Annotated in this window: 17 protein-coding genes; 10 read left to right on the top strand and 7 right to left on the bottom strand. The window is 62.0% G+C overall.

Going from position 1 to position 16,872, the window contains the following annotated elements; translation table 11 throughout:
* Positions 1–132: 132 nt before the first annotated feature.
* From odc2 to ACLBKR_RS13695, 3 genes are all read left to right on the top strand, one after another.
* A complete protein-coding gene (gene odc2 / locus ACLBKR_RS13705; RefSeq protein WP_414899432.1) occupies positions 133–1,266 on the top strand; it encodes an ornithine/lysine decarboxylase in 1,134 nt (377 codons plus the stop codon).
* 76 nt (positions 1,267–1,342) lie between these two features.
* The gene (locus tag ACLBKR_RS13700; RefSeq protein WP_112828765.1) at positions 1,343–1,936 is read left to right on the top strand and encodes a GNAT family N-acetyltransferase; all 594 of its coding nucleotides are present in this window, start codon (positions 1,343–1,345) and stop codon (positions 1,934–1,936) included.
* Positions 1,937–2,304: 368 nt separating this feature from the next.
* Entirely contained in the window at positions 2,305–2,940 is a 636-nt protein-coding gene (locus tag ACLBKR_RS13695) for an outer membrane protein (RefSeq protein WP_112828824.1), read from the top strand.
* Between the two features lie 99 nt (positions 2,941–3,039).
* Here the strand turns inward: ACLBKR_RS13695 and ACLBKR_RS13690 are convergent, their stop codons facing one another.
* On the bottom strand, positions 3,040–3,888 hold the full coding sequence (locus ACLBKR_RS13690; protein WP_113442323.1) for a hypothetical protein: 849 nt from the start codon (positions 3,886–3,888) through the stop codon (positions 3,040–3,042).
* 298 nt (positions 3,889–4,186) lie between these two features.
* Here ACLBKR_RS13690 and ACLBKR_RS13685 point away from each other — a divergent pair, with 298 nt between their 5' ends.
* Positions 4,187–4,870 carry an OmpW/AlkL family protein gene (locus tag ACLBKR_RS13685; RefSeq protein ID WP_414901790.1) on the top strand — a complete coding sequence of 228 codons (684 nt, stop codon included), beginning with the start codon at positions 4,187–4,189 and terminating at the stop codon, positions 4,868–4,870.
* A gap of 141 nt (positions 4,871–5,011) precedes the next feature.
* A complete protein-coding gene (locus ACLBKR_RS13680; RefSeq protein WP_113487493.1) occupies positions 5,012–5,797 on the top strand; it encodes an SRPBCC domain-containing protein in 786 nt (261 codons plus the stop codon).
* A gap of 45 nt (positions 5,798–5,842) precedes the next feature.
* Here the strand turns inward: ACLBKR_RS13680 and ACLBKR_RS13675 are convergent, their stop codons facing one another.
* The 3 genes from ACLBKR_RS13675 to ACLBKR_RS13665 all read right to left on the bottom strand — a co-directional run bounded on the left by ACLBKR_RS13675 (position 5,843) and on the right by ACLBKR_RS13665 (position 8,895).
* Entirely contained in the window at positions 5,843–6,829 is a 987-nt protein-coding gene (locus tag ACLBKR_RS13675; RefSeq protein ID WP_113447664.1) for a WD40 repeat domain-containing protein, read from the bottom strand.
* 58 nt (positions 6,830–6,887) lie between these two features.
* Positions 6,888–7,991, bottom strand: coding sequence for a CobW family GTP-binding protein (locus tag ACLBKR_RS13670; RefSeq protein ID WP_113340756.1), 1,104 nt, complete (start codon positions 7,989–7,991; stop codon positions 6,888–6,890).
* Between the two features lie 76 nt (positions 7,992–8,067).
* Positions 8,068–8,895, bottom strand: a complete 828-nt coding sequence (locus ACLBKR_RS13665; RefSeq protein WP_113340755.1) for a creatininase family protein — start codon at positions 8,893–8,895, stop codon at positions 8,068–8,070.
* A 96-nt stretch (positions 8,896–8,991) separates the two neighbouring features.
* Between ACLBKR_RS13665 and ACLBKR_RS13660 the strand changes: the two genes are divergently transcribed.
* The 4 genes from ACLBKR_RS13660 (at position 8,992) to ACLBKR_RS13645 (ending at position 12,150) form a co-directional block, all read left to right on the top strand.
* Complete coding sequence (locus tag ACLBKR_RS13660) at positions 8,992–9,501, top strand: MarR family transcriptional regulator (protein ID WP_113424478.1); 510 nt, start codon at positions 8,992–8,994, stop codon at positions 9,499–9,501.
* A 110-nt stretch (positions 9,502–9,611) separates the two neighbouring features.
* Entirely contained in the window at positions 9,612–10,628 is a 1,017-nt protein-coding gene (locus ACLBKR_RS13655; RefSeq protein ID WP_112828757.1) for a LacI family DNA-binding transcriptional regulator, read from the top strand.
* Between the two features lie 21 nt (positions 10,629–10,649).
* Positions 10,650–11,615, top strand: a complete 966-nt coding sequence (locus ACLBKR_RS13650) for a 2-hydroxyacid dehydrogenase (protein ID WP_113340754.1) — start codon at positions 10,650–10,652, stop codon at positions 11,613–11,615.
* 82 nt (positions 11,616–11,697) lie between these two features.
* On the top strand, positions 11,698–12,150 hold the full coding sequence (locus ACLBKR_RS13645; protein ID WP_113466476.1) for a hypothetical protein: 453 nt from the start codon (positions 11,698–11,700) through the stop codon (positions 12,148–12,150).
* Positions 12,151–12,156: 6 nt separating this feature from the next.
* On the opposite strand, the gene ACLBKR_RS13640 is transcribed toward ACLBKR_RS13645, so the two are convergent.
* Positions 12,157–12,909, bottom strand: coding sequence for a gamma-glutamyl-gamma-aminobutyrate hydrolase family protein (locus tag ACLBKR_RS13640; RefSeq protein WP_113340752.1), 753 nt, complete (start codon positions 12,907–12,909; stop codon positions 12,157–12,159).
* A 289-nt stretch (positions 12,910–13,198) separates the two neighbouring features.
* Here ACLBKR_RS13640 and ACLBKR_RS13635 point away from each other — a divergent pair, with 289 nt between their 5' ends.
* Positions 13,199–14,305, top strand: coding sequence for a TRAP transporter substrate-binding protein (locus ACLBKR_RS13635; protein ID WP_112828753.1), 1,107 nt, complete (start codon positions 13,199–13,201; stop codon positions 14,303–14,305).
* A gap of 119 nt (positions 14,306–14,424) precedes the next feature.
* On the opposite strand, the gene ACLBKR_RS13630 is transcribed toward ACLBKR_RS13635, so the two are convergent.
* A complete protein-coding gene (locus ACLBKR_RS13630) occupies positions 14,425–16,209 on the bottom strand; it encodes a TRAP transporter large permease (RefSeq protein ID WP_112828752.1) in 1,785 nt (594 codons plus the stop codon).
* 1 nt (position 16,210) lies between these two features.
* Complete coding sequence (locus ACLBKR_RS13625) at positions 16,211–16,762, bottom strand: TRAP transporter small permease subunit (protein ID WP_113340751.1); 552 nt, start codon at positions 16,760–16,762, stop codon at positions 16,211–16,213.
* Between the last annotated feature and the right edge of the window lie 110 nt (positions 16,763–16,872).

The following is a 16,872-nucleotide window of genomic DNA, read 5'->3' as shown; positions in this document are numbered from 1 at the left end:
CGTTTCGCGCGTCGAGCGTTCGTACGGCACCAGTGTCTCCACCGGCTGGATTCGTGCCTTGTCTCGCCGTCCTTTGTCCTTCCGCGCCCGGCAACGGGTTCGGGATCTTTGGAACTTGAGAGGGATAGACCCATGGCCACCGCTCGTATTCTCGATTTCATCAACACCCGACGTCCGGAAGGTCCCTGCCTCGTGGTCGATCTCGACGTCGTGCGCGATAACTACAGCGCTTTCCGTCACGCCCTGCCGGACAGTTCCATCTACTATGCCGTAAAGGCCAATCCGGCTCCGGAAATCCTGTCGCTGCTCGCCTCCATGGGTTCGAACTTCGACTGCGCTTCGGTTGTCGAGATCCAGATGGCGCTCGACGCCGGCGCTTCGGCCGACCGCATCTCCTTCGGCAACACGATCAAGAAGGAGCGCGACATCGCCCGCGCGCACGCTCTCGGCGTCGATCTCTTCGCAGTCGACAGCCATGAGGAAGTCGAAAAGATCTCGCGCGCCGCTCCCGGCGCCCGCGTATTCTGCCGCGTGTTGACCGATGGCGAAGGCGCCGAATGGCCGCTTTCGCGCAAGTTCGGCTGCGTGCCGCAGATGGCGGTCGACGTGCTGGTCTATGCCCACCAGCTCGGCCTCGAGTCCTATGGCGTGTCTTTCCATGTCGGATCGCAGATGACCAAGGTCGATGCCTGGGATGCCGCTCTCGGCGATGCCAAGCGCGTCTTCACCTCGCTCGCCAAGCAAGGCATCCACCTGCAGATGGTCAACATGGGCGGCGGCTTCCCGACCAAGTACCTGCGCGACATACCGTCGGCTGAGGCCTATGGCCGTGCGATCAACGGCGCGCTGAAGAAGCACTTCGGCAACTATATTCCGCGCACGATCATCGAGCCGGGCCGCGGCATGGTGGGCAATGCCGGCGTCATCAAGGCCGAGGTCGTCCTCGTCTCGAAGAAGTCGGACAACGACACGCATCGCTGGGTCTTCCTGGACATCGGCAAGTTCGGCGGTCTCGCCGAAACCATGGACGAGGCGATCCGCTACCCGATCCGCACCGCCCGCGATGGCGACGAAATGGAGCCCTGCGTGCTCGCCGGTCCGACCTGCGATTCCGCTGACGTGCTTTACGAGAAGAACATGTATCCGCTGCCGGTGTCACTCACGATCGGCGACGAAGTTCTGATCGAAGGCACGGGTGCCTATACGACCACCTACTCGGCGGTCGCCTTCAACGGCTTCGAGCCGCTCAAGGCCTACGTCATCTGATGTCGACCGTGCCGGCATGACCGGCACGGCAACAAAAACAACATCATCGGAAACTCTCTTGGTTCGGGAGGCCACAATGGCCGCTGTTCTTGATAGCGTGCGCGCATTCTTTGCGCCTGCACCTGCCTTTGTTATCGATGTCGAAACGCCGGCGGACGTCGTTGCGCGCGAAGCGCTGCTCGACCGCGCCATGGGCGCCGACCGTCGCAAGAAGTCGTCGGAGAAGATCCGCCGCGGCCGTCTGCCGGCAGAAGGGCTCGCCTTCGTCGCCCGCGACCGGGACGGCCACGTCATCGGCACCGTCCGGCTGTGGAACGTCGAAGCGGGTGTCAGCCGTGACGGCAATGCCGTGGAAGCGCTCCTCCTCGGGCCGCTGGCCGTCGATGCCGCCCATGAGGGCAAGGGGATCGGTGCGGCGCTGATGCGTGCGGCCATCCTCGAGGCGAAGAACCGCGATCACGGCGCTATCCTGCTGGTTGGCGATGCGCCCTATTACGAGCGGTTCGGGTTCTTCTCCGGCAAGACGCAGCATCTGGTGATGCCTGGCCCGTTCGCCCGCCAGCGCTTCCTTGCGCTGGAGCTCAAGCCGGACTGGCTCGAAGGTGCCGCCGGCATGGTGGTTGCCTCGGGCCGCAAGCTGTCGCGCCCGGCCTATCGCCGCGCAGCCTGACTTTCATAAGATAGGCCCGCGCTCCCGGCAGAGTTCGATGTACCGGCAGCAGGCTGGCTTCGGCATCTGAGCCGCCAGGGTGGGCGCGGGCCTTTCATCCCGTCGCGGCGGCGGGAGCAGTGCCCCCTCCCTATCCACGGGGAGGGGGCCTCTTTGTTGTCATGGCCTTCTCGGACCTGTCGGAGCGCTTCCCTGGCCGTCGACGGGACATGTCGCCCGTGTCGCTTTTGCACCTTCGCCTAAAAAATGCCCCGTATGCGGAACAAAGTGGCGTCTCGTGCTTGTTATAGCACCGTGACATGTACGTCATGACCAACCGCATTTTCCTGCCCAGGGCGGGAGTGCGAGATAGGGAGTGTACCTCTATGATGAAGAAACTTGTGCTTGGTTCGATTGCCGCAGCGGCAATCTCCACAACGGCCCTTGCAGCAGACGCCGTGTCCGAGGCACCTGCGCCGCCGCCGCAAGCCGTTGAGACCACGCCGGTCTTCTCCTGGGCAGGTGGCTATGTCGGTGCCCATGGCGGTTATGGCTGGGGCAATGGCGACTTCTACGACGGCGTCGGCTCGGCCTCCGACGACTTCGACGGCGGCCGGTTCGGCGGTTTTGCCGGCTGGAACTTCGATGTCGGCAGCAATGTCATCGTCGGTGTCGAAGGCGATCTGAACTATGACTGGAACGAAAACAGTTATGGCGACGTGGACGTCCACACCGGCCTGAACGGCTCCGTCCGCGCCCGTGTCGGTTATGCCATGGATCGCGCATTGCTCTATGCCGCCGGCGGCTGGACGGCGACGAACTTCTCCGTCGACGGTCCGGATTTCGGTGAGGACAAGATGCTGAACGGCTGGACCCTCGGCGCCGGCTTCGACTACGCCGTGACCGACCAGCTCTTCACCCGTGTCGAATACCGCTATAACGACTATGCCGAGAAGGACATTCTCGGAGTCGACACCGACTTCAACCAGCACGTGGTCAATGTCGGCCTCGGCCTGAAGTTCTGACGGGACATTCGATCCCGAACACAACGCCCGGCTCTCCATCAGGGAGGCCGGGCCTTGTCGTTTCAGCTCAGGGGGCAGCGAGCGAAGGCGGCTCCTCGCTCAGAACCGTTTCTCGTTTTCTTCCGCCAGCTTTTCCAGATCCTGCGAGTCGGGCCTGTAGCTTTTCGTCTCGCTGTTCCAGCGATAGAGCACGGAGACAGTGCGGGTTTCAGACGGCGTCACCTGCGTATCGCAGCTTTCCTCGACCTTTTCGTCGTATATCTTGACCTCGACCCGAATGGCCGCGCGCCCGCCGGCCTTTTCGGGTTCCACCGAGATTGCCGGTTCCTGAAGATGGTTCAGGCCGCAATAGCGCTCCGACAGGGTGAGGATGTCGTCGATGTTCTGCAGCCGGTCGGTATCGGCAAGCACGATGCTCGTTGTCCGGTAGGTCTGGTTCGAATTCCAGTGGCTGCTTTCGCTGACCAGCGCCTGTGCCCCGTCGCCGAGATCTAGCACAACAGGGGAGACCAGCCCTGTCTCGCGGTCGAGCCCCACATCGACGGCATCGAGCAGCCGCGGTTCGCTCTCTGCCGAATAAAGGGCGAGGATCGCCGGTGCCAGCGGCTCCTCTGACAACGGACCGAAATCGAACAGCACGGCAAGGCGCCGGTTCGCGCCGCTGCCGAATGTCACCGTTTCCACGCCGTCAATCGCAAGCCCTTCGGGCCAGTCCGTTTCCAGATCGAGCCTTTTCGAAAGCTTGGCGTCGAGAGCATGTCCGGTCCAGCCCATTCCATCCGGTTGAAGATCGGGAACGAAGCTGCGCGCGAGATCGAAGAAGGTCGCCGAGGATGAGCCGGGTACGGCATCGCCAAGGCCGGCGAGTTCGGGTTCGGCTGCTTTCGTGGCTGTGGGTGACAAAGCCAGCAGCACCATGAGGGCAGCGGAATGGAGTGAAGCGCGCATCGGGATCGATCGTCCGGTTCAGGAACTCGCGAGATTCTATCCGAGAATCAGTCCGCCGAAAATGAGTCTTGTTGGCGGCGGGCGCGGTATCGGAAAGGCAAAAAAATACGCAGCATGCTACATTTTTATCATTCGTCAATTCTGGCTGTGGCGAAATTGTGACAGCGGCGGGTCTCCTGTCTTCGTGGGTGGGGTAAACGCCAGATGCATTGATCTAGCTCAACTCACGCAAGCCTCGCGGGTCCATAGTCGTCCCCGGCAAAAGCCTTTTATTCATAAGGAGAGACCTATGACCATGATGTGGACAAGGCGGATCAGCGCCCTTGCTGCAACCACTGCATTCCTGCTTATCGGCCAGGCGGCCGGTGCAGCGGACGTATCGCCGGTGGCGGAGCCCACTCCGGAAGCGCCGATGGCCGATGCGCTGAGCCCGTGGCAGATCCGCGTTCGCGGTCTGGGGGTCATCACCAATGACGAAGGCAAGGTCGACGGCGTCTCCGGTTCGGATCTGTCCTACAGCGACTCGGTCATCCCGGAACTCGACATCACCTATTACTTCACCGACAATATCGCTGCCGAACTCATCCTCGGCACGACCCGCGCCAACGTTTACGGCGAGGGCTCGATCGACGGCCTCGGCAAGATCGGCAGCACCTGGATCCTGCCGCCGACGCTCACCCTGCAGTATCACTTCACCGATTTCGGCGCCTTCAAGCCTTATGTCGGTGCCGGTATCAACTACACCATGTTCTACAGCCAGGATGCCGCCTCGGCGGACGATCTCGACATCAAGAACAGCTTCGGTGCAGCCCTGCAGGTCGGCTTTGACTACATGGTCAACGAGCACTGGGGCGTGAACTTCGACGTCAAAAAGATCTTCCTGAGGCCCGATTTCGACGTCACCGTCGGCGGTACGGAACTCAGCGGCAGCGCCAAGCTCGATCCGTGGCTGATCGGCGCCGGTGTAACCTACCGCTTCTGATCTCCGGATCAGGAACTGCTGAATGCAGAAAGGCCGGAGGCTTTGCCCCCGGCCTTTTTTGCGGCCGTCATGTTGAACGCTCCCAGTCCGACGCGGGGTTGCATCTTGACATGTGACCAACGAGTCACATATTTTCTATCCATGGACGATGATGTTTTCTTTGCTCTCAGCCATCCGCTGCGGCGCGAACTGCTGGATCTCCTGAAGGAGAGGGGCGGACGGACGCTCGGAGACCTCGAAAGCCACCTCCCGGTCAGCCGGTTCGGGGTGATGAAGCATTTGAAGGTGCTCGAGGCGGCGCATCTCGTGGTGTCGCGGAAGGCCGGGCGAGAAAAGCTTCACTTCCTCAATGCCGTCCCTATTCAGGAGGTCAGCGACCGCTGGATTGCCCGCTATGCGGTGCCGTTTGTCCGGACGATGGCCGACATCAAGTCGATTGCCGAGACAATGGAAAAGGAAAAAGAGATGACGAGCGAACATCAGCCTAAGCATGTCTACGAACTCTATATCCGTGCATCCGCGGAGACCGTTTGGGAAATCATAACCAGCGATGAGAAGACGCCGCTCTGGCAGCACTTCAACATGACGTCGCGCACGGATTGGCGTGCCGAGGGCGATTACGCCTGGATGATGGGCGAGCGGATAGCGATTTGCGGAAAGATCGTCGAGATGGAGCCGCCCCGCCGGCTGGTTCTCACCTTCAGCGCGCAATGGGCGCCGGATGTTGCTGCCGACAAGCCGTCGAGGGTGGTTTTTGAGATCGAGCCGCTGCTAGGCAAGGCATGCAAGCTGACGCTGGTGCATGACGATTTCGGCGGCGAAACCGCGACCAGCAAGGCCGTGGTTGGCGGTTGGCCGGAGTCCCTGTCGCGGCTCAAGACGCTCGCCGAGACCGGGGTGCCCTTCGTGCTTGAGCGCGCCGTTTGATATCGGTTCGGCGGCGGTCGGTCGTTCCGGCCGTCGCCGGGATCGTCAGGCGGTGATGTCGATGACGCCGCAATCGCCGGCGTCCGATGCAAAGGCCAGAAGCTTGCCGTTGGCGCTCCAGCCCATAGATGTAATCGCTCCCTTGCCGGGGCGGCGAAGCAGCGCCTCCTTGCCGTCGGCGATGCGCACGGCGATGATCATGCCATCGACGAAGCCTATGGCGAGCACTTCTTCGGCGGGGTGGAAGGCGACCTGGCTCACCATGATGTTGGCGCGGGTGCCGAGTTCCAGCGGCGCCTTGCCCATCGGGCCGTCCTTGCCGGAGAAAGGCCAGACGATGGCCGCAGGCGCTCCGGAGGAGGCAAGCCACTTGCCCTTCACCGACCACGACAGGGATTTGACCTTGGCGGGGTAGCCGGTCATGCGCATGTGGCGGGTGTCGTTCGCCTTGCCGTCGAGCTTCCAGCCATGCAGCGCGTTTTCCTGCATCATGGTGACGACGAAGCGGCCGTCGGGCGAGAATGTCACACCAGTGTGGGCGCCCTTCCATTCGAGATCGACCGGCGCCCCGCTGGTGCCGACCCAGTGAAGCGTTACGCCGTTATAGCGGGCAACCGCAATGCGCATGCCCTTGGGGGCGAAGTCGATGCCCTCCACGGTGCGCTCTTCGGTGAAGTCCTTCGTCGTGCCATCGGCAAGGCGGACATGGGCAACCTTGCCGTAGGAATAGCCGACCGCGCCCTGTGGGCCGGCAGCGACCACGGAGATCCATTTGCGCGGGACATGGGCAAGCTCGCTGACCGAGCCGTCATGGGCGATGCGCAGCACCTTGCCGTCTTCCCCGCCGGTGACGAGGGTTTGGTTGGACACGTCCTTGACGCAGGCGAGCAGGCCTTGATGGGCTTCCGTCACCTTTTCCCCGCCGTCGAGACGATGGATCGTGCCGGCGGCAGTCGCAAAGACGGGAATGTCTCCGAGGAATGCGCTGGTGACGACGTGACCTTCGAGGTCGAGAGGGGCAACCGTCGGCATCAGGCAGTCTTTCCTTCTGGCATGGCTTTCGTCGTAAAACGTGGCGCAGGCTTCGGCGTCATGCCGAAGCCTCGCAGGCGTGGAAGCTTCTCTCGAGCTTTTCGCGGTCGAGATCGCGGCCGATGAACACGAGACGGGTCTCGCGCTTTTCTCCGTCCTTCCACGGGCGCTGGTGATCGCCTTCGATAATCATGTGCACGCCCTGCACGACGTAACGTTCCTCGTCGCCCTTGAAGGCGATGATACCCTTGAGGCGCAGGATGTTCGGGCCGTCGGTCTGGGTGACCTTCTGAATCCAGGGGAAGAAGCGGTCAGGGTTCATTTCGCCGCCGCGCAGCGAGATCGAGGTGACCGTCACGTCGTGGATCGGCGAGGGGCCGTGATCGTGGTGATGGTGACCATGATGACCGTGGTCATGATCGTGATGATGGTGGTCATGGTCGTGGTCGTGGTGATGATGGTGGTCGTGACCGCATTCGGGACCGCAGACATGATCCGGATCGTCATGGTCAAGGAAATGCGGGTCGTTTTCGAGGGCGCGCTCGAGGTTGAAGGCGCCCTGGTTCAGCACGCGGGCAAGATCGACGCCAGAACGGGTGGTTGCGTAGATGCGAGCCGACGGGTTGATGGCGCGGACGATGTCCTCGATGCGGTGCAGTTCGTCATGGCTGACGAGGTCGGTCTTGTTGATGACGACGACGTCGGCAAAGGCGATCTGGTCTTCCGCCTCGCGGCTGTCCTTCAGGCGCAGGGGCAGATGCTTGGCGTCCACCAGGGCAACCACGGCGTCGAGTTCGGTCTTGGAGCGAACGTCGTCATCCATGAAGAAGGTCTGGGCGACCGGCACCGGATCGGCAAGGCCGGTGGTTTCGACGATGATGCCGTCGAAGCGGCCCGGACGGCGCATCAGGCCCTCGACCACGCGGATCAGGTCGCCGCGCACGGTGCAGCAGACGCAGCCGTTGTTCATTTCGTAGATTTCCTCGTCGGATTCCACGATGAGGTCGTTGTCGATGCCGATCTCGCCGAATTCGTTGACGATGACCGCATATTTCTTGCCGTGGTTCTCGGAGAGAATGCGGTTGAGCAGCGTCGTCTTGCCGGCGCCAAGGTAGCCGGTCAGCACGGTGACGGGAATGGGTTTTGCGGCAGCTTCGGTCATGGGGTCCTCGATGAGGTGGAAAGCGCGGGGCGCGCCGTAATGGTGTTACCCCATATAGGCGCTGGCTCGGACGAGTTCAAAGGCTTTGTTGAGAGGACCGGTTTGCACCCGCGCAGACAAAAGTATCGATGTCGAAGCGGTGGACGTCTCTCAAAAGTTCGGTGAAGCCCCTCACGGCATGGGCGATCAGCTTTTCCCCGGCTTCGGCGGTGGCTGCAGCCGCGTTGCCGGCAACGCCTTCCCCGTTGAGATCGGACATCTTCCAGCCGAAGGCATGCGGGCCGTAGGCGCGCAGATGGCTGAACATCTCGGCAAACCGGGTCTGGCGGGAGGGGAAGTCGCGGGCCTTTGACATGTCGACCCGTTCGGGATGGAGCGCGAGCATCACCGACGTCTCGATCAGCCCGCCATGGATGTCGATTGCCTTGGCCTCAGGCGAAATGACGCCTTCGGGCACGCCGAAGCGGGTCCAACTGGTCGCGACCGCCAGCATGTCGAAACGCAGCCGCGCTTCCGTAACGACGACGGTCATCAGCGGGGAATTTCCGCCATGGGCATTCAGGAGGACAAGCTTGCGGATGCCCTTGCGGGAGAGGTCTTCGGCTATCGCCAGCCAGCGGTTGACGGCCTCGTCGAATGCAAGGCTTTTCGTACCCTCGACGTCCATATGTTCGGGCGAATAGCCGACGGGTTCGACGGGCAGAAAGGTGACGGGCAGGTCTTCGGGGAGTTGCGCAAGCAGCCTTTCGACAAGGCCTTGTGCGATCAGGGCATCGGTCTCGAAGGGCAGGTGAGGGCCGTGCTGCTCGTGGGCGCCAAGGGGCAGGACGGCGATCCAGTCGCGGCGTTCCTCCACAGGTGTCGTGAAGTCGTTGTCATCGAAGTGCGGCCTGGGCTTCGCCATCTGGTTTCTGTCTTTTATTTTCGCTATGGATTTCAACGCCAGAGTTTCAGCCGGCGCAAAGAAGGAAAGCCGTCATCAAGCGGCGCGGGAGGCAGAATGTCCAAAAAAGACAAGGGCGACAAGGACAAAGGCGAGAAGAAGAACAAGGGTGGCAAGAAGAAGGACGCCGGCGCTGCCGGTGTACCGCTCACCGTTCTCGTCACACAGCTTGCCCGCACCATGCGCACCAGGCTTTCCCACAATCTTGCCGATAGCGGCCTCTATGCCGGGCAGGACGGCGTCATGCAGCTTCTCGGAGAAGAAGACGGGATCACGCCGGGGGCGCTTGCGCAGCGGCTCGGCGTCAAGGCGCCGACCATGACGCGCACCATCGGCCGCATGGAGGCGCAGGGTTTCGTGATGCGCCGCGCCGACGACAAGGATGCGCGCCTGACCAAGGTTTATCTCACGGAAGAGGGGCGCAACAGCATCGAGCGGATCGCGAGCGCGGCCGACGACTGCGAACGTGTGGCTACCAGAGGATTGTCCGGCAAGGAGGTAAAGGTGCTGGCCCGTCTATTGGTGACCGTCGAGGAAAACCTGAGGGGCGATTCGGAGAAGCGCTGATCTTCGGCGAAAGAATGAATTGAAATATGCGCTTAAAATATTTAATTAAAAAATTTAAGCGCAGGGTGTGACGGCCGGCGCGGGAAGTTGTCTGTCACGGGGGAGGAAAAGTGGCTCAGAAGGTCAAACTTTCAACGATTGCCGAATCGCTCGGATTGTCCACCGCAACCATATCGCTCGCCTTGCGCGACAGTCCGCTGGTTGCGGCCGATACGCGGGAAAAGATCAAGGAACAGGCACGCGCCCTCGGCTATATCTACAATCGTCGTGCAGCCAGCCTCCGGACGTCCCGGTCGGGCATCATCGGTGTCGTTGTGCATGACATCATGAACCCGTTCTACGGAGAAATCCTGAAGGCGATCGAAAGCGAGCTCGACCGGAGCCGTCACACCTTCATTCTTTCGAACCACTACGATTCCGTCGACAAGCAGCGGATGTTCATCGAGACGCTGCTGCAACTCGGAGGCGATGGTGTCATCATGTCGCCGGCGATCGGTACGCCGCCCGAGGATGTGCGCCTCGCAGAGGATAACGGCATGCCGGCGATCTTCGTCGCACGCTCGATGGACGGCGTCGACGTGCCGATCTATCGCGGTGACGACAGCTATGGCATTTCGCTTGCCACCAACCATCTGATCGGTCTCGGTCACCGCACCATCGCGATGATCGGCGGCACCGACCAGACCTCGACGGGCCGCGACCGCTATCAGGGCTATGTCAGCGCGCTGCGCAAGGCGGGGATCGAGGTGGACCCGAACCTGCGCATTCCCGGACCGCGAACGAAACAGGGCGGCTTCGAGGCGGCGGTGCATTTCCTGTCCCTGCCGCAGAAGCCGACGGCGGCCGTGTGCTGGAACGATCTCGTCGCCATCGGCCTGATGAACGGTATTGCCCGCGCCGGGCTGGTGCCGGGCCGGGATATTTCGGTCACCGGTTATGACGATCTCGAGGAGGCTTCCATCGCCACACCGGCGCTGACCACCGTCTGGAACGGTCAGGCGGAGGTCGGACGGCTTGCAGCCCGGGCGCTTCTGGATAAGCTGGCAGGCAGCCACGAGCCGGACGGCATTCATCTCATCAAGCCGGAAATGCGGATTCGTCAGTCGACCGGCCCCATCAACCGCTGAGGCAGACAGGATTATCCAAGCATGACCAAAGACCGCGTCGCAATCCTCGTGCCCGGTTACATCAACCCGCGCGTCATCGCGCGGTTGAGCGAGGACTTCGATATCGTTGCCGTGCCCCATGGGCCGACGCTCGACATTTCCGAGGATGAAGCGGCGCTGGTGCGCGGGGTCGCGGTTTCCGGCGCCCTCCCGGCATCGTGGATCGCACGGTTGCCCAATCTGGAGATCATTTCCAATTTTGGCGTCGGCTATGACGGCGTGGATGTCGGAGCCGCTGCCCAACGCGGCATCGTTGTCACGAACTCGCCGGATGTTCTCAATGACGAGGTGGCCGATACGACCGTCGCCCTGCTCATCAACACCGTGCGACGGCTGCCGCAGGCGGAGGCGTGGCTTCGCCAGGGCCGCTGGGTTTCGGAAGGGCATTTCCCGCTGACGCCGCTTTCGCTGAAGGGGCGGCATGTCGGGCTGCAGGGGCTCGGGCGGATCGGCATCGAGATCGCGCGACGGCTCGAACCGTTCAAGGTGAAGATCAGCTATCACACCCGGCGGCCTCGGGCGGACGTGTCCTATGGCTATCACGCAAGCCTTCTGAGCCTCGCGGAAGCGGTCGATACGCTGATTTCCATCGTGCCGAAGACGCCGGAAACCACGGGCTCGATCGATGCCGAAGTGTTGAAGGCGCTCGGGCCGAATGGCGTCCTCATCAATGTGGGGCGTGGCACGACGGTCGACCAGTCGGCGCTCGTTACGGCCTTGAAGCAAGGCACGATCGCGGCGGCCGGTCTCGATGTCTTTGCCAACGAGCCCAACGTTCCGCAGCAGCTCATGGACCTGCCCAATGTCTCGCTGCTCCCGCATGTGGCCTCGGCGTCGCTGCCGACGCGCAACGCCATGGCCGATCTCGTCGTCGACAATCTGGTTTCCTGGTTCTCGACCGGCAAGGCGCTGACGCCGGTGCCGGAAACGCCGCAGGAATCAGCGTGACCTGCTGCAATCTCCAGCTTTCCGCAAGCTTGCGCATCCAAGCTCATCGACGGGCGGGCGATTGCTGGCGGGGGATGTGCGGGTGAAGACTTACGTTTTCGTATTGGCTGCCGGACTTTCCGTGGCGGGCGCCGCCGTGGCCGGCATCTATGGATGGCGGAACGAGACCGAGGGCCTGCGAAATCCGGCCTTCGACCCGGTCGTCTCGGGCTCCATCCGGGCCAGCGCAACCGGCTCGATCATTGCGCCACCGGCTGAATTCTCGATTTCGAACGCCGCGAAGCAGCGGGCATGCGTTGCAGAGCGCGGCGGCACACTGCAAAGCCGCAGCCGGAGTTTTTCCGCTCCCAGAGAATGCGACGACGTGTGGCCGAGGCTATCGTCGGTGCGGAACTGGACACAGGGCGAGGACGGCCGCGTCACACTCAGCGATGGCGCCGGTCTCGTGGTGCTGACACTCGTGCGAAAAAAGGGACTGGCCTATGAGGCGCTGGAACCCGCCGGAGCCGGTGTCGCCTTGCAGATGCTGCCCTGATTTTCCTCAGCCGCGGGTCTTCGCATAGGCGCGGACAGCGTCGCCGAAGGCTTCGAAAAGGGCGCGCGACGGCTTGTCGGTCTCGGCCCAGTATTCCGGATGCCACTGCACGCCAATGGCAAAACCCTTGGCGCCGATCACGGACACGGCTTCGATCGTGCCGTCATCGGCGATGGCTTCGACCTGAAGGCCGGGGGCCGTCTTCGAGATCGCCTGACGATGCAGCGAATTGACGGGAATACGGCCCGTTCCGAGATAGCGGGCGATGCAGGAGCCTTCCGCGACGACCACGTCCTGCCGGATGCTGTACATCACGTCGCGGTCCGCGTGCTGGGGCTTGCGGTGGTCCCACACGCCTTCCTGCTCCTGTATCTCCGTCGCCAGCGTGCCGCCGAGTGCGACGTTCAGTTCCTGAATGCCACGGCAGATCGCCAGCAAGGGAATGCCACGTTCGATGGCGCGGCGGATCATAGGCAGCGTTGTCGCATCGCGTGCCGGGTCGAAGGGGCCGTCGCTTTCCTTGAACTCCCCGCCATAGAGTGAGGGATGCACATTGGTGGCGGAGCCGGAAACGAGGAGGCCGTCGACCCGATCCAGAAGAGCGTCCGTGTCATTGCCCGCCTCGAAGGCGGGAATGATGAAGGACATGACGTCGGCGACATTGAGGGCTGCCCGGACATACTGGTTCTGGGCCGCATGCCAGGAGGTTCCGTCGAATTCGCGAATGTCGGCGGGAACGGCAATGATCGGCTTGGGCATGATGGTCTCCGAAAGGCGGGCAGGATTCTTGAACGCAGGATGGCCGGGAAGTCAATGACCGATTGCGGCAAAATTCCGGCGAAGCAGTCAGTCCGGCCTCGCATGACGTTTTTCCGGACAAAATAGGTATCGTCGCCGGGCCGCGGCCCTCAGCGCAAATATGCGTCGAAAGAATATTGCGGCGCAGCTTGAAACGCTTTGGAAAAAATGGTCATCTCGCCGTCATTGCAGCCGGGAGGGGGCGCAAGGAACTTGCCGGTAGCGCAAACCATGATTGGGAGGTCATTACATGGATCGTCGTTCATTTATCAAGAAAGCGGGCGTGGCGGGTGCGGGTGCTGCCGCGTCGACCGTACTCGCCGCACCTGCCATTGCGCAGGAAAACCCGAAGATCACCTGGCGGCTGACGTCGTCGTTTCCGAAGTCGCTCGACACCATCTATGGCGGTGCGGTCGATATCGCCGAACGCGTTGCGGCGGCCACCGATGGAAACTTCACCATCCAGGTCTTCGCCGCCGGTGAAATCGTGCCCGGCCTGCAGGCGGTCGATGCGGTTGCGGCCGGCACCGTCGAGGCAGCCCACACGACGTCCTACTATTTCTGGGGCAAGGAGCCGACCTTCGCCATCGGCACGGCCATTCCCTTCGGCCTCAATGCCCGCATGCAGAATGCCTGGTACAACCAGGGCAACGGCAACACGCTGATGAACGAGTTCTTTGCGACGCAGGGTCTCTATGGTCTGCCGGCCGGCAATACCGGCGTGCAGATGGGCGGCTGGTTCCGCAAGGAGATCAACACCGTCGACGACCTCAAGGGTCTGAAGATGCGTATCGCCGGTCTGGCCGGCAAGGTTCTGGAAAAAGTCGGCGTCGTGCCGCAGCAGCTTGCCGGCGGCGATATCTATCCGGCGCTGGAAAAGGGCACGATTGACGCGGCCGAATTCGTCGGCCCCTATGACGACGCCAAGCTCGGCTTCCACAAGGTGGCCAAGTACTACTACTATCCGGGTTTCTGGGAAGGCGGTCCGGTCGTCCACGGCTTCTTCAACCTCGAGAAGTATAACGGCCTGCCGAAGCATTATCAGGCGATCCTCACCGATGCCTGTGCCTATGCCAACACCAACATGATGGCAAAATACGATGCGAAGAACCCGCAGGCGCTGAAGCAGCTCGTCGCCGAAGGCACGGTGCTGCGTCCGTTCAGCCAGGAGATCCTGGAGGCCTGCTACCAGGCCGCTCTGGGGATCTATGCAGAACTCTCGGCGCAGAGCCCGACCTTCAAGAAGGTTTATGACGATCAGCTCGCCTTCAAGAAGGACGCCTATCTGTGGGCGCAGCTCGGCGAATACACCTTCGACACCTTCATGATGATCCAGCAGCGCGCCGGCAAGCTCTGAACCTTCCGCGCGACGAATGAACGAGAAAGGCCCCGGACGCTGCGTCCGGGGCCTTTTTCCTTTTTGGGGTTCGAGAGAAAAAACAGCGCCCTTTGGCGCTGTTTAGTGGCGCAAGCACCTTACTTGATGACCGGCGGCTGGCTGAGGTCCATGGATGGGGTGCCGGTTGCCGGCGCCTGTCCGGGCAGGCCGCCATCGGAACCGAGCGGCGGGAGGCCGAAACCGCCGGGGGCTCCATTGCCGCCGTCCGAGCCGAGCGGGGGCAGGGACATCCCGCCGCCAGCACCGAAGCCCGGAATCTCGATCTTGACGTCTGCCGGATCAACCGTGGTGTGGCCGCTCTTGTAGCGCATGACGAGGCTTGGGAAGGCGATCACCACGATAATCATGATGAACTGGATGATGATGTAAGGCAGCACGCCCTTGTAGATGTCGAGCGTCTTCATGCCCTTCATCATCCGGCCGGTTGCCTGATCCTTCCAGTCGCCCGCAGGAGCCACGGACCTGAGGTAGAAGAGCGAGAAGCCGAACGGCGGCGTCAGGAAGGAGGTCTGCAGGTTGATGCCCAGGATGACGCCAAACCAGACGAGGTCGATGCCGAGCTTTTCCGCCACGGGAGCGAGCAGCGGCACCATGATGAAGGCGATTTCGAAAAAGTCGATGAAACATCCGAGGATGAAGACGATGATCGTGACCACGATCAGGAAGCCGTATTCACCGCCCGGCAGAGCCGTCAGAAGGTCTTCGATCCAGACATTGCCGTTGATACCGTAGAAGGTGAGGCCGAAGACGCGCGCACCGATCAGGATCATCATGACAAAGGCGGAGAGCTTGGTCGTCGCTTCCAGCGCATGTTTCAGCGTGGCCAACGAAAGGCGGCCCTTGAGTGCGGCGAGAATCAGTGCCCCCGTCGCGCCCATGGCTCCGCCTTCCGTAGGCGTGGCGATGCCGAGGAAGATGGTGCCCAGCACAAGGAAGATAAGAGCCAGCGGCGGGATCAGTACGATGATGACCTGTTGGGTCAATCGCGAGATGATGTTCAGGCCGAATTTGCTGTTGGCGATTGCAACCAGATAGACCGCGAGAACGCCGAAAGCCAAGGCGGCGACGAGCCGCCACTCCGGGCTTGCAATGCCCGTGAAGAGCACCTCATGGCCGAGGAAATAGAGGCCGACGGTGACCGCGATCATGACGAACAGCGAGGTGACGCCGCCGCCGAGCGTGCGCGCTTCCAGAGGCAGGGCCGGCGCCCAGTCCGGCTTCAGCATCGATGTGACGAAGATATAGGCGCAATATGCCATGACGATCAGGATCGCAGGATAAAGCGCGCCAACATACATGTCGCCGACCGAACGGCCGAGCTGGTCCGCCATGACGATGAGAACGAGGGAGGGCGGCACGATCTGTGCCAGGGTGCCCGATGCGGCAATGGTGCCGGCGACGAGCGGGCGATTGTACTGGTAGCGCAGCATGATCGGCAGGGAGATGAGCCCCATTGCCATGACCGAAGCCGCCACCACGCCGGTCGTCGCGCCGAGAAGCGCCCCCACGAGAATGACGGCATAGGCGAGGCCGCCGCGGATGGGGCCGAAGAGCTGGCCGATCGTATCGAGCAGGTCTTCCGCCATCCGCGACCGTTCCAGGATCAAGCCCATCAAGGTGAAGAAGGGGATCGAAAGGAGCGTATCATTGTACATGATGCCGTAGATGCGATCCGGATGGGATTGCAGAAGCGGCCAGAAGAGCTTGATTTCCGGGGAGATGGAAGAAAGTTCCACCCCGATCGCGAAGTAGATCAGGCCGCCGGCTGCGAGAGTGAACGCCACGGGATAGCCGAGCAGAAGCATCAGCATCACGGTGGAGAACATGATCGGGGCGAGGTTGTGGGCGATGAAATCGATCATGTCAGTGCCCCGTCGCTTCGGTTGTGTTTTCCGCCTCCGGCGTCTCGGTCAAATAACCGAAGACGACGGCAGCGCGCTTTACGATCTCGGACAGCGTCTGGGCGCTGAGCAACAGGAAGCCGACGAGCACGGCCGCCTTCGCCGGCCAGACGATCAGTCCGCCCGCGCTCGAGGAGATTTCGCCGATCCTGTAGGAGGCCCAGAACCAGGGCCAGGCGAGCCAGGTCATGAGGAAGGTGAAGGGCAGAAGGAAAATGATGTGCAGGATCAGGTCGATCCGGTCTCGTGTCTTCTTGCTCCAGGAACTCGACACGATATCGATGCGGACATGGTCGTTCTTCAGGAGCGCATAGGCGGCGGCCAGCATGAACACGGTGCCGTAGAGATACCACTGAAGTTCGAGCCAGGCATTGGACGAGATATCGAACACCTTGCGGACGACCGCGTTGCCGGCGCTAATCAGGACTGCGGCGAGCAGCAGCCAGGATACCCAGCGCCCGATGGCCCCGTTGATCGTGTCGATCAGCCGGGCAATGGCCAATAACATTTTCATTGTTGTTCTCTCCCCTTGAGCTCCTTCAGGTCCTTAGATCAAGGCAACTTGGCGCGCAACCGGGGAACCCCAACGTTTCCAGGGCTTTTCGTCTTATGTCTATACCGAAA

Origin of the sequence: Paenirhizobium cremeum, assembly GCF_047553425.1 — a bacterium.
In the GTDB taxonomy this organism is placed as follows: Bacteria; Pseudomonadota; Alphaproteobacteria; order Rhizobiales; family Rhizobiaceae; genus Allorhizobium; species Allorhizobium cremeum.
Note: the sequence above shows the minus strand (reverse complement) of the source record. Positions and strands in the feature narration are given on the sequence as shown.